This window comes from Haloarcula sp. DT43, from assembly GCF_037078405.1.
In the GTDB taxonomy this organism is placed as follows: domain Archaea; phylum Halobacteriota; class Halobacteria; order Halobacteriales; family Haloarculaceae; genus Haloarcula; species Haloarcula brevis.
The window spans coordinates 450,895-463,874 of sequence record NZ_JAYMGZ010000001.1 but is presented as its reverse complement, the minus strand read 5'-3'; the positions used below and the strand labels follow the sequence as shown (position 1 = coordinate 463,874).

Below are 12,980 nucleotides of genomic sequence, written 5' to 3'. Positions count from 1 at the left end.
GTTACAGCCGGCCGACGTCGGCGAGGACTGCGCTTGCCGTCTCCGGGCCGCCCGCGCCGCGCCCGGAGATGTTGAGCTGGCCGGCGTGTTCGGTCTCCAGCTGGGCGATGTTCCGGGTCCCGGAGACGGCCAGCGGCGCGTTGTCCGGGACGAGCCGGGGGCCGACGCGGACCGACCCGCCGACCACTTCGGCGATGAGCCGGACGGTCCGGCCGTCGGCCCGCGCGAGTTCGAGGGCGCTGCCGGATATCTCCTGAATCCCCTCGACCTCGGCGTCGTCGAGGGTGTACTCCGTCCCGTCGTCGGACAGGACGTTCGCGATGATGACGCCTTTCAGCGCGGCGTCGGTGCCGTCCACGTCGAACGTCGGGTCGGCCTCGGCGACCCCGAGGTCCTGGGCCTCCGCGAGGACGTGCTCGTAGTCGAGCCCCTCGGTCGCCATCCGCGAGAGGATGAAGTTCGCGGTGCCGTTGAGCACCCCACGGACGGCGGTGATGTGGCTCGGGTCGAAGTCGGCGATAGTCGAGAGCACCGGCATCGCGCCGCCGACGGTGGCCTCGAACAGCACGGTCCCCTCGCTGTCCCGCTCCAGCGCCCGAACGTCGGCGTAGCGTTCGGCGACCGGGCCCTTGTTCGCCAGCACGGCGTGGCGGTCCCGTTCGAGCGCGGCCCGGACGTGGCCGAAGCCGGGTTCGGCGTCACCCAGCGTCGTCGGCGTCGCCTCGACGAGGACGTCGTACTCGGCGGCCAGCGCGTCCTCGGGCGCGCCGCTGCCGACGACGCCGTCGGTCCGCTTCCGGTCGAGCGCCTCGGCGGCGTCGATGCCGTCGGCGTCGACGACGGCGCTGCTGGAGTCGGCGAACGCGGTGACCGAGTGGCCGTGGTCGCCCGCGAGTTCGACGACGCTGGACCCGACCGCGCCGGCCCCGACGACAGCGAGTCTCATGCCTCACCCCCAGCAGCGAGTGGCTCGATGACCTGTAGCGACTTCTCGTCGGCGACGGTGCGGACCGAACGCATCGTCTCGTCGACCGCGCCCTCCTCGGTCGCCAGTCGGATACGTGCGCTGGAGGTGTCGTCGGTCCCCGCCGGTGCCGACAGCGAGAGGTCGGTCACGGTGGCGTCAGTGGACTCGTGAATCCGCGAGAGCGTATCGGAGAGGTCAGTGTTGACGAGGTGGCCGGTGAGGATGACCGTCAGCGCCTCGCTGTACTGCTCGGCCCCGGCCTGGATGACGTTGATGCCGGCGTCCCGGAGTGCGTCGACGATGCCGTCGAACCGCTCGGGGGTCGCCTCCAGGTCGACCTCCACGGGGATGTGGCCCCGCGGGGTCACGTTCCCCCGCTCGTGGAAGATAGAGAGGAGGTTCCCGCCGTTGTCGGCGATGGGTTCGAGCGCCCGCAGCAGTTCGCCCGGTTCGTCGACCAGTTCCAGCCGAACTGTGTAGGACCGTACCTCGTCGGTCGAGTCGCTCATCGCCCGCTCACCTCCTGGGTATCTCGGCTCATTGTGGGTGACTCAGCAGGGGCACCTATAAGAAACCGTCCGTTTGGTCGCGTCTATGGCAGAAAGCGGTCGTACAGGTCGTCGATCCACTCGTTGTACGCCTCGCCGCGGGTCGACCCCCAGGGGTTGCGCGAGAAGTAGTACATCGCCGCGAACATCCCCGCGAGCGTCAGCGCCAGCCCCGTCGGCAGGACGAAACTCCAGATGAACGTCGACGTGCCGGCGATGACGGCGGCCACGAGGAGGTCCACAATCTGATGCAAGCGGTCGCTCATACCCTGCCCGTTCGGTGCCGGGCGACCTAAGCGTGGGGTCCCGACGTGACAGGGACTGCCGGCGGAGCGCTACGTTTTTTGCGCAACGGCGAAGCATGTCATGCGTGTACGCCCTCCAGTCCCCTCCGATAGCGGTCGGTACGGCAGTGTTCCTCGTCGTCGTCCTCGCCGTCATCGGCCTCTCCCTCGGCGCGCTCGGCAGCGCAATCGTACAGCGACTCTCGAACCCCGTCGCCAGGTATCGGCAGCTGTACCTCGGGGTCCTGCTCCCGTTCGCCCTGCTGTCGTACGCCGTCTTTCGACTGCTCGGGTTCGGCTACGCAGTGGCCGGCGGAGGGACAGGAACGGTCGGCACGCTGCTGGCGACGTTCATCGAACTGCTCGTCGCGGGCGCTGTCGGACTGGCTGCGTACGCGCCGACGGTTCGGGGCGTCCGCAGCGTCCGGGACATCGAGCTCTCGACCGGCCGGGCGCTCGCCCGGATGGGGCGGTACGTCCTCGGGCTATCGGTTTTCGCGACGGTCGTCATCGCACCGCTCGAAACCGGACTGCCGTCGGTCGTCCTGCTGGCCGCCGTCGCCGTGCTCGTCGTCGCCGTGCAGGCCGCGGCCCCCTGGATTATCCCGGTCGTTCGGTCCGTGCGGAGACCGGACGAGTCGACCGGAGCGACGCTGAATCGCCTCCGGGAGCGGGCGGGACTGACGGTCCGGGACGTTCGGATTCTCGACACCGACCGGGAGGAGATGGCGGACACGACCGTCCGCGGGGTCCCGGGCTACCGTCGTCTGTTCGTGACGAGCACGTTCCTCGACGCGTTCGACGACGAGACGGCGACGGCCCTGCTCGCGGTCCAGGCCGGCCGCCAGGACGCCCGGGTGCTCGCCCGGGTCGTCGGGGGCCTGCTCCTCACGCTGGTCCCGCTGTTCGTGGCACTGGCCGATGTCGGCCCGCTGTGGCCCCTCGTCGGCGTGAGCCTCGGCCTCGTCGTGGGAAGCCTGTGGGTCGCCCGACGGGGCGTCCGCGCGGCCGACGACCACGCGGCCGACCGCGTCGGCCCGGATGCCGTCGCCGACGCACTCGAACGGTACGCCGCCGTCCACGACATGGAGCCGTCCCGGCGACGGTTCGCCAACCCGTTCTCGAAGTCGCCGCCGCTGGGGAACCGAATCGACCGATTGCGGGAGCAAGCGGCGGAGTAAAACCGTTGCTGTAGCGGAACGAGAGCAGAACGGGACGACGAGCGTACCGCGCGCCGCCGGCGCGCGGTTTCCCGCGAATCGCCTCGCGATTCGCGCCTTTTTCGCCCACGTTTTTGCGGTGAGTGGTGAGCGCTGTGCGCTCACCCGAACCGGAAAAAGGTGGTCTAGAAGTAGTCGATGGCCGGGTTGAGTTCCTGCTTCATGCCCTTACGCTCGCGAATCTCGCTGATCTTGTCGGGCTGGAGGTTGTCGGCGAGAACCTGGAAGCCGGCGTTCTCGGTGTTCCAGGAGGCGCGGCCCTCGGTGGCCGAGCGGATGTCGGAGGAGAAGCCGATCATCTCGTCGACGGGCGCGACGCCCTCGACGACCATCAGGTCGCCTTCCTGGTACATGTCGTCGACGCGGCCACGGCGGCCCTGAATCTCGCCGCTCGCGGCACCCATGTGGTCGTTGGGCACGTCGATGCGGACCTCCTGAATCGGCTCCAGGAGCTTGATGCGTGCGTCGATGAGCGCGTTGTGGACGGCCTCACGCACCGCGGGGATGACCTGAGCCGGACCGCGGTGGATGGCGTCCTCGTGGAGACGGGCGTCGTGGAGGCGCAGCAGGGAGCCCTGGACCGGCTCGGAGGCGAGCGGCCCGTCGTCAAGCGCCTCTTCGAGGCCCTCGATGACGAGCTCCATCGTCTCGTTGAGGTGCTGAATCCCCTTCGTCTCGTCGAGGAGGATGTTGGTCCCGTGGATGTGCTCGATGTTCTGGGAGTCGTCCTTGTCCATGCCGGCCTCCTGCAGCGCTTCACGGCGCTCCAGTTCGGGCATGTCCATCGACGCCTCGCCCATCTTGATGGTCTCGACGATGTCGTCGCCAAGCGGCTCGACGGAGATGTAGAAGCGGTTGTGGCGGTTCGGCGAGATGCCCTCGACCTCGCGGCTCTCGCTCTGTGGGGCCTCGCGGTAGACGACGATGGGCTCACCGGTGTTTATCGGGATGCCCTGGTTGCGCTCGATGCGCTGGCCGATGACTTCCAGGTGCAGTTCGCCCTGGCCGGAGATGAGGTGCTCGCCGGTGTCCTCGTTGATTTCGACCTGGATGGTCGGGTCTTCCTTGGCGACCTGCTGGAGCGTCTCGATGAGCTTCGGCAGGTCGTCCATGTTCTGTGCCTCGACGGACTTCGTGATGACCGGCTCCGAGATGTGCTCGATGGACTCGAAGGGAGTCATCTCGACGCTGGAAACGGTAGAGCCGGCGATGGCGTCCTTGAGGCCCGTGACGGCGGCGATGTTGCCGGCGGGGACGCGGTCGACTTCCTCGCGCTCGCCACCCATGTAGATGCCGACGCTCTGGATGCGGTTCTTGCCAGCGGTCCCGGAGACGTACAGCTCCTGACCCTTCTCCAGCGTGCCGGAGAAGACACGGCCGGCGGCGATCTCGCCGGCGTGGGGGTCAACGCCGATGTCGGTGACCATCAGGACGACTTCGCCGTCCTCGTTGACCAGCCGCATGTCCTCTGCGAGTTCGGACTCGGCGTCGCCACGCCAGATACGCGGGACACGGCGGGGCTGAGCGTCGACGGGGTTCGGGAAGTGTTCACACACCATGTCCAGAACCACGTCGGACAGCGGCGTGCGCTCGTGGAGTTCCTGGCGCTTGTCGTTGCGTTCGAGCTCCATGATTTCGCCGAAGTCCATGCCGGTCCGCTGCATCGACGGCATCGAGACGCCCCACTTGTACAGCGCGGAGCCGAAGCCGACGGTCCCTTCCTCGACGGAGACCGTCCAGTCCTCGATGTCGTCCATCTCTTCGGTCATGCCGCGGATGAGGTCGTTGACGTCCTGGATGACCGCGAGCAGGCGCTCCTGCATCTCCTCGGGCCCCTCCTGGAGCTCGGAGATGAGGCGGTCGACCTTGTTGATGAACAGCGTCGGCTTGACGCCCTCGCGCAGGGCCTGCCGGAGCACCGTCTCGGTCTGGGGCATCGCGCCCTCGACGGCGTCGACGACCACCAGCGCGCCGTCGACGGCACGCATCGCGCGGGTCACGTCGCCACCGAAGTCGACGTGGCCGGGGGTGTCGATGAGGTTGATGAGGTGGTTCTGGTCCTCGTACTCGTGGGTCATCGAGACGTTGGCCGCGTCGATGGTGATACCGCGTTCCTGTTCGTCTTCCTCGGTGTCCATCGCCAGCTGTTCGCCGGCGGTGTCGTCGGAAATCATGCCGGCACCGGCCAGCAGATTGTCCGTCAGTGTCGTCTTTCCGTGATCGACGTGAGCAGCGATGGCGATGTTCCGGATGTGCTCCGGGTCGTCCATCAGTGTCTCACATTCCTGGACGATTTTCTTACGTCGGCCCATTATACAGCTTTCTATCAACAGCAGGGTCAAAAGGATAGTGTTTCACTACGGCCGCGACCGCTCGAAATCCGGCGGTTCGCGTGGGATAGTCTCGCAATCAGCACGAGCGGAGGCCCCGAGCGCCCGCCGGCGGATTCGGCCCCCGAGACAACACTGCCCCGAACCGTGGATTAATAGCCATGCACCCCATGATAACGAGACACATGGACGTGCACGTGCAGGGTGGACCGGCCGAACCGTTTCTCGGAGCGAGGGACCTCTTCTCGACGGAACACGACCTAGAGCGACCGGTGACCGTCCGGGTCCGCGAAGACCCCGACGAGCGGACGCGGGTCAGCCACAGCGACGACGCCCACCGGCTGACAATCTCCCGGCAGGCCGCCACGAGCGCGATGGCCCGCGAACTGGCCCTCCACGAGTACGCGCACATGCACCACCACGAGCGCGAGCACCCCTCACACACCCAGTCGACGCGGGAGGCCATCTACCTCGCGCTGGCGGGCCACTCGGTCGAACAGCGGAAGCTCACGCACTGCTACCAGATAGCGAACCACATGAAAGACGTCTACGCCGACGACATCTGGATGCCGGTGGTGCCCGGCGACAAACTGGTGCCGTTCCTGGAGGCCAGCCTCGCGGCCGCCGTCGCGGACCGGCCCGGCGACCCGCCCTCGATAGACCGGGCCGACTCGCCGACGCGGACGCGGCGGCCCGGCAAGCCCCCCGCACGGCTGACGCCCGCTGCGGACCCCGACATCACGGCCGTCAACGCGGCGTTCGCGCTGGCGCTGTGTGAGCGCCACGACCTGGTCGGGCCGGACCACCGGCTGTACGACCTCGCCCACGCGGCGGCCCAGGACGCGGAGTCGGTCGACCTCGCGGAGTTCAAGCGCCACTTCGCCTCGCTGTCGCCCGAGCCGGACGAGTCCGAGTTCCGGAAGGCGCTGGTGGACGTGACCCGCGCGTACGCCGGGGGCGGCGGCCGGGCGGCAGACTGACACCTCGACCGCCGGCTCGCTCGTGGCGACGCGTCACCAACAGAAGTGTTTTTGCAGTGACTTGTGAACCGAGTGACTATGAGCGAGGCCCTTCGCGGTCGACATCTCGACACCGAGACGGCCGCCGTCGGCGACCGGATTCGGGTGTTACACGTCGACGACGACCCGGACTTCGTGGCCGTCGCGGCGGACTCCCTGGAGGCCGCGGACGACCGCATCACCGTCGAAACCGCAACCAGCGCGCGCCGCGGGCTCGACAGGCTCGACGAGGCGGAGTTCGACGCCGTGGTCTCGGACTACGACATGCCGAGGATGACCGGCGTCGAACTGCTCGGCGCGATTCGGGAGACGAACCCGGACCTGCCGTTCATCCTGTTCACCGGCAAGGGCAGCGAGGAGGTAGCCAGCGAGGCCATCTCGATGGGGGTGACCGACTACCTGCAGAAGTCCTTCGGGGCCGAGGTGTACGAACTCCTGGCGAATCGCATCGAGAACGCGGTCTCGGAGTACCGCGCGCGGCGACAGGCCGCCGAGTCCGAGCGCCGCGTCCGCGAACTCACGGAGGCGACCAACGACATCCTCTGGGAATTCACGGCGGACCTGAACGAACTGCTCGTCATCAACTCCGCCTACGAGGACATCTGGGGGCGGTCGGTGGCCGACCTCCGGGAGGACCCCTGTGACTTCCTGCACGGCGTCCACCCCGAGGACCGAGAGATGATAAAAGACGCGCTGCGGCGGCTCATGCGCGGCGAGTCGGCCGACGTCGAGTGTCGCGTCAACGCCGAGGAGGAGTACCAGCGCTGGGTGTGGATACAGGGCGAACCCGTCACGAACGACGATGGCGAGATGGTCCGCATGGCCGGGTTCGCCCGCGACGTGACCGAGCGGCGGAAGCGCCAGCGCGAACTCGAAGCCACCAAGGACCAGCTCGCGGAGCACAACCAGACGCTCCGGACCCTCTACGAGATTAGCGCCGACGCCGACGCGTCCTTCGAGGAGAAGGTCCAGGCCGTTCTGGACCTGGGGCGGGAACGGCTGGGGACCGCCGCCGCGTTCCTGTCGGCGAACGATATCGAACGCGACGAGTTCGTCATCCGTCACGCCAGCGGAGCCGACGACCGGCTCGAGCCGGGGACCGTCACGCCGCTGTCGGAGTCGTACTGCCGGAAGAACGTCGACACGGGGGCCGTCATGGCGGTCGCGAACGCGTCCGAAGAGGGGTGGGAGGGCGACCCGGCATACGAGCGCTGGGAGTACGAGACGTACATCAGTGGCGAGGTCCGGGTCCGTGGCGGTCACGCGGGCACGCTCTGTTTCGTCGACCGGTCGCCCCGCGAGGCCCCCTTCACCGAGGACGAGAAGACGTTCGTCCACCTCGCGGCACAGTGGGTGGGCTACGAACTCGAACGCCAGCAACGCGAGCAGCGCCTCGAACGGTACAAGCAGTACACCGACGACATGCTGGACGCAATCGACGACGTGTTCTACGTCCTCGACAGCGACGGCTGTTTCCGGCGCTGGAACGAGAGCCTCCTGGACGTGACCGGCTACTCGGCCGCGGAGGTGGCCGGGACCCACGGGAGCGAGTTCTTCCCCGCGGACTACCAGGACCGCATCGCGGCCGCCATCGAATCGGTGTTCGAGGACGGCACCGCCCGGGTGGAAGCGCCGTTCATCACGAAGTCGGGGGAGCGGCTCCCCCACGAGTTCACGGCGACCCGCGTCGAAGACCCCGACGGAAACCCGATGCTCGCCGGCATCGGGCGGGACATCACCGAACGCAAGCGCCGCGAGCAGGAACTGACGCGGACGAAGGAACTCCTCGACCAGGCCCAGCGGACCGCGAACGTCGGCGGCTGGGAGGTCGACGTGACGGTCGAGCCCCCGGAGCTAACCGCGACATGCGAGTTCTACCGGATACACGACCTGCCGCCGGGGGCGGAGCTGAGCGTCGAGTCCATCGTCGACCTGTACCACCCCGACGACAGGGAGACGGTCACGACGGAGTTCCAGCGGGCGATAGCGACGGCCGAGGGCTACGACATGGAGGTGCGCATCGGCGACGACGACGACTGTCGGTGGGTCCGGGCGCTGTGTGAGCCAATCACCGAGGGCGGCGAGGTGGTCGCGCTCCGGGGCTCTATCCAGGACATCACCGACCGGAAGCTCCGGGAGCGGGAACTGGAGGAGACGCGCGAGCGGATGGAGATGGCGCTCGAGACCACCAACGCGGTCGTCTGGGACCGTGAGTTCGAGTCCGGCGAGCTGTCGTACTACCCCAGCTCCGAGACGCTGTACGGCACCGACATCGAGACGCTGGACGAGTTTTTGCCCCTCGTCCACTCCGAAGACCAGTCGGAGGTGACGGCCCGAATCGAGTCGGCGGTCGAGACCGGGACCTACGAGGCGGAGTTCCGAATCGTCCGTGACGGCGAGGTCCGCTGGATGGTGGCGAAAGGCCGCGTCGAGTCCGGCGGCGACGGGTCGCCGGCCCGGGCCGTCGGCATCGACCGCGACATCACCGAGCGCAAGCGCCGTGAGCGGGAGCTCGAAGCCACGAACGAGCGCTTAGAGGAGTTCACGAGCATCGTCAGCCACGACCTCCGGAACCCCCTGTCCGTCGCCGAGGGGCGAATCGAACTGGCCCGACAGGAGCGGGCCAGCGAGCACCTCGACAGCGCCAGCGACGCGCTCGAACGGATGCGGACGCTCATCGACGACCTGCTGGCGGGCGCACGTGAGAGCCAGTCGGCGGTCGACGCCGGTGTCGTCCCGCTCGGCGACACGGCCGACCGGTGCTGGCACAACGTCGGGGCCGAGACCGCCGACCTCGTCGTCGAGACCGACGCCGTCGTTCGCGCCGACAGAATCCGGGTGGAGCGGCTGCTCGAAAACCTGTTCAGCAACGCCGTGGAACACGGCGGCGACGGCGTGACCGTGACCGTCGGTGACTTCGACGACGGGTTCTACGTCGAAGACGACGGCGACGGCATCGACGAGGCGGACCGCTCGCGCGTGTTCGAGACCGGCTACTCCACGTCCGACGACGGCACCGGGTTCGGGCTCTGGATTGTCGCGGAAATCGCCGACGCCCACGGCTGGACCGTGACCGCCGAGGAGGGGCGCGACGGCGGTGCGCGGTTCGAGGTCACCGGCGTCGACGTCGTGGAGCGGTAACGCGGGGCCGGCCGCTACGTCGGCACCAGCGGCGACAGCGCCAGCGCGATGCCGACGGCGAGCACCGGGTAGTCCCGCCTCTCGAAGGCAAGCGGCGGGAGCGTCGGGTTCCACGCGAAACAGCGGGCCCGGAGGGCGACCGCAAGGCGGTCCGAGCGGTCGAGCGTGCGCTCTAAGGCCCGGACGGCGAGCAACCGGGCACGGTCCCACAGCGGGCGCGCCTCGCCGCCGCGAGCGTGAATCGCGTCGCGCACCTCCCGGACGTCCGCGAGCACGAGCGGGAACAGCCGGACGACCAGCGCCATCCCGGCCCCGAGAATCCGGCCGGGCTTGCCGGGCACGAGGCGCTGGACCGCCGCCCGCGTGTCCCGGACCGGCGTCGACGTGAGGTAGGCGGCGCTGACCAGCAACACCGGGAGGATGCGGCCGACGTACAGGGCCGAGCGCAGCGCCGGCTCGACTCGGAACCACGGCGGACCGAGCGCCACGCCGGCGACGACCGGGGCCAGCGCCAGCACGGCGAGGACGACCCGGTAGGAGCGCAGGACCGCGAGCGGCGAGAGCCGGGCCGCCGCGAGCGCGCCCAGTGCGAAGGCGGTCGTACCAACGAGCCAGGGCAGCGTGGGGTGGGCGACCGCGGCGATGGCGAGCCCGAACTGGACCAGCAGTTTCGACCGCGGGTCCAGCCGGTGGGCGAACGTCGAGCCGGGCCGGTAGCTCAGCATCGCGGGTCCCGGACGCCGAGGGCCGGCAACGAGTCGAGCGCGTCCGCCGGCGACTCGTCGAGGGCGACCCGCCCCTCGTGTAAGGCGACGACGCGGTCGGCCCGCTCGTGGAGGTCCCGCAGGTCGTGAGTGACGACGACGACGCCGGTCCCGTCGGCGGCCAGCGCGTCGAGGTGGTCGAGCACCGACTCCCTGGCCGGCCAGTCGAGTCCGACGAGCGGTTCGTCGAGCACGAGGTAGTCCGGCTCCATGGCGAGGGCCCCGGCGATGGCGACGCGGGCCTGCTCGCCGCCCGAGAGGGCGTCGATGCGCCTGTCCCCGATCCCGTCGAGGTCGACAGCCGCGAGCGCCGCGTCGACCCGGCGGTCGATTTCGGCGCGGTCGAGCCCGAGGTTCTCCGGGCCGAAGGCCACGTCGGCGGCCACGGTCGCGGCGACGAACTGGTCGCGGGGGTGCTGGAACACCATCCCGATGCGGGTCCGGGCGACGACGGGGTCGTCGGTCACGTCGGTCCCGTCGACGGTGACGGTCCCGGACTCCGGCGTCAGCAGAGCGTTGAAGTGCCGGACGAGCGTCGTCTTGCCGCTCCCGTTCGGGCCGACGAGCAGGCAGAACTGGCCGTCGGGTATCGACAGCGTGACCCCGTCGAGGACGGCAACGTCGCCGTAGCGGTACCGCAGGTCGCTGACCGATATCATCGACTGGCGAGGTACCCGCCCTGCACGACGGCGACCGCGATACCGAGTTTCAGGAGGTCGAGCGGCACGTACGGGGCCATTACGGTCGCGGCGCGGGCCAGCGGCAGCCCGGTCACCATCGACAGCCACGGGACGCCGATGGCGTAGACGACGGCCACTGCCGCGGCGAGCGCGACGACCTGCACCGGGACCGAGAGATCGGCGACCGGCCGCGGCGTCGTGCCCCGGTGGGCGATGGCTCCGGCGACGACCGCGCCGACGAGGAAGCCCACGAGGAAGCCGCCGGTCCCCTGGCCGGCGATGACGTAGCCCAGTCCCGCGTTCGCGTTCGAGAACACCGGTGCGCCGGCGATACCGACAAGCAGGTACAGCAGCAGGGCGAGGCCGCCCCACAGCGGCCCCAGCACCAGGCCGGCGAAGAACATCCCGAACGGCTGCAGCGAGAACGGCGGCAGCGTCCCCGGGAGCGGGATGGATATCTGTGCGAGCGCCGCGGTCAGCGCCGCGATAAGCACCGCCTTGGTGAACCAGCCCACGGTCTCGTCGTCGACGAGGTCCACGGATTGCTCTGTTGCCATGGGTCACCCTCTCTCGTCAACCGAGATATAGCCAGTGGTTCACGGAACGCGTGGCCGCCGGCGTTCCGCTCACTCGGCCGGTGTGACGCGGACGAGCACGTCGTCGCGCTCCCGCGGGAATCCCGCTCCGGCGCGGCCGTCGCGGTTCGACGTGACGAGGTACAGCCCGCCGTCGGGCCCCTGCTCGACGTGGCGAATCCGGCCGAGTTCGTCGGCCAGCAGGGAGTGGGTCGTCGCGGTGTAGGCGTCGTCGGTCCAGTCGGCGTCGTACACCTCGGCGTCGTCTCCCGGCGGGAGGGGCTGGCCGGCCGGCGTCACCGTCGTCACGAGGAGGCGCTGACCGTTGAGGCCGCCGGTGAGCAGTCGGTTCCGCAGCGACGGGACGGCGTCCCCCGTGTAGAACAGCGACCCGGAGGGTGCCCAGCCGCCGGAGCGGCCGGTGTTGACGAGCGGGCGGTGGACCGCGGGGCCGGCGGCGAGGTACTCGCCGCGCTCGCGGATGTCGGGCCACCCGTAGTCGCCGCCGGCTTCGAGGCGGTTGAGTTCGTCCCGTCCGGTCGGGCCGTGTTCGGAGGCGACGACGGCCCCGTCCGGCAGCCAGGCCAGCCCCTGCGGGTTCCGGTGCCCGTAGGTGAACACCCGCGGGTCCCCGCCCAGGTCCGGGTTGCCGGGCGCGGGGTCGCCCGCGGGCGTCACGCGAAGGACCTTCCCGCCGAGCGAGTCGACGTCCGCCGCGAGGTCGCCGACGCCGGCGTCCCCGGTGGTAATCCAGAGGAAGTTCTCGGGGCCGAAGGTGAGCCGGCCGCCGTTGTGTATCTTGCTCCCCGGAATCCCGTCGACGACGACCGACTCGGTGGCGGCGGGGTCTTCGGCCGACACGTCCATGGCGACGACCCGATTGAATCGCTCGTCGTCGGCCGTCGTCGTGTAGTAGACGTACACCACCGGCGGGTCGGGGTAGGCCGGGTGCGCGGCGACGCCGAGCGTGCCGCCCTCGCCACCGGTCACCCACCAGCCGTCGTCACTCGATTCCGCGTCGATGGCCGCGGCCGGTTCGGCGACCGTCCGGACGGTCCCGTCCGCAAACGAGAGGACCCGCCCGACCCGCTCCGTGAGAAACAGCGTTCCGTCGGCGGCAAAGGAGAGGTCCCACGGGATTTCGAGGTCCTCGACGAGCGGTTCGGTGGCGAGGGGCGTCTCAGCCGGCGACGTCGTCGGGGCCTGCCACGCGGTGTCGACCGGCCGGGCTCGCTCGTGGTCGAGCGACACGTCGTAGCGGTCCAGCGCCCGAACGGGGCTCGGCGTCGCGGTCGGTGTCCCCGTCGTCGTGTGCGTGTCCCCGTCCCCGGAGCCGCCGCGACAGCCGGCCAGCCCCGTGGCCCCGAGACCGGCGAGGGCAGCGAGGTATCGTCGGCGTGACCGGTCGCCCCGGCTCGGTGTTGGCATAGATTCCTCTGTCGAGGAGTGAAG

The 12,980-nt window shown here is 69.6% G+C and carries 11 protein-coding genes; 3 read left to right on the top strand and 8 right to left on the bottom strand.

Annotated features, from left to right (window positions below):
- Position 1 precedes the first annotated feature (1 nt).
- The 3 genes from VI123_RS02480 to VI123_RS02470 form a co-directional block, all read right to left on the bottom strand.
- Entirely contained in the window at positions 2 to 946 is a 945-nt protein-coding gene (locus tag VI123_RS02480; RefSeq protein WP_336336486.1) for a homoserine dehydrogenase, read from the bottom strand.
- Positions 943 to 1,476 (bottom strand): amino acid-binding protein, encoded by a 534-nt coding sequence (locus VI123_RS02475; RefSeq protein WP_336336485.1) that lies wholly within the window; start codon positions 1,474 to 1,476, stop codon positions 943 to 945. Before VI123_RS02475 ends, VI123_RS02480 begins: the two co-directional genes overlap by 4 nt.
- An 83-nt stretch (positions 1,477 to 1,559) precedes the next feature.
- On the bottom strand, positions 1,560 to 1,781 hold the full coding sequence (locus VI123_RS02470; protein ID WP_004515429.1) for a hypothetical protein: 222 nt from the start codon (positions 1,779 to 1,781) through the stop codon (positions 1,560 to 1,562).
- A gap of 146 nt (positions 1,782 to 1,927) precedes the next feature.
- Here VI123_RS02470 and VI123_RS02465 point away from each other — a divergent pair, with 146 nt between their 5' ends.
- Positions 1,928 to 2,980, top strand: coding sequence for a peptidase (locus VI123_RS02465; RefSeq protein ID WP_336337367.1), 1,053 nt, complete (start codon positions 1,928 to 1,930; stop codon positions 2,978 to 2,980).
- A gap of 164 nt (positions 2,981 to 3,144) precedes the next feature.
- Here the strand turns inward: VI123_RS02465 and VI123_RS02460 are convergent, their stop codons facing one another.
- Positions 3,145 to 5,331 (bottom strand): elongation factor EF-2, encoded by a 2,187-nt coding sequence (locus tag VI123_RS02460; protein ID WP_336336484.1) that lies wholly within the window; start codon positions 5,329 to 5,331, stop codon positions 3,145 to 3,147.
- Between the two features lie 203 nt (positions 5,332 to 5,534).
- Here VI123_RS02460 and VI123_RS02455 point away from each other — a divergent pair, with 203 nt between their 5' ends.
- Positions 5,535 to 6,329: a DUF5781 family protein gene (locus VI123_RS02455; protein ID WP_336336483.1), complete on the top strand. Its 795-nt coding sequence runs from the start codon at positions 5,535 to 5,537 to the stop codon at positions 6,327 to 6,329.
- Between the two features lie 78 nt (positions 6,330 to 6,407).
- Complete coding sequence (locus tag VI123_RS02450; RefSeq protein WP_336336482.1) at positions 6,408 to 9,509, top strand: PAS domain S-box protein; 3,102 nt, start codon at positions 6,408 to 6,410, stop codon at positions 9,507 to 9,509.
- A 14-nt stretch (positions 9,510 to 9,523) separates the two neighbouring features.
- Here VI123_RS02450 and VI123_RS02445 read toward each other — a convergent pair whose 3' ends face one another.
- From VI123_RS02445 to VI123_RS02430, 4 genes are all read right to left on the bottom strand, one after another.
- A complete protein-coding gene (locus VI123_RS02445) occupies positions 9,524 to 10,234 on the bottom strand; it encodes an energy-coupling factor transporter transmembrane component T family protein (protein ID WP_336336481.1) in 711 nt (236 codons plus the stop codon).
- On the bottom strand, positions 10,228 to 10,932 hold the full coding sequence (locus VI123_RS02440) for an energy-coupling factor ABC transporter ATP-binding protein (protein WP_336336480.1): 705 nt from the start codon (positions 10,930 to 10,932) through the stop codon (positions 10,228 to 10,230). Before VI123_RS02440 ends, VI123_RS02445 begins: the two co-directional genes overlap by 7 nt.
- Positions 10,929 to 11,510: a biotin transporter BioY gene (locus VI123_RS02435; RefSeq protein WP_336336479.1), complete on the bottom strand. Its 582-nt coding sequence runs from the start codon at positions 11,508 to 11,510 to the stop codon at positions 10,929 to 10,931. The genes VI123_RS02440 and VI123_RS02435 overlap by 4 nt, the downstream gene beginning before the upstream one ends.
- Positions 11,511 to 11,579: 69 nt before the next feature.
- Positions 11,580 to 12,956, bottom strand: a complete 1,377-nt coding sequence (locus VI123_RS02430) for a PQQ-dependent sugar dehydrogenase (protein WP_336336478.1) — start codon at positions 12,954 to 12,956, stop codon at positions 11,580 to 11,582.
- Positions 12,957 to 12,980 lie beyond the last annotated feature (24 nt).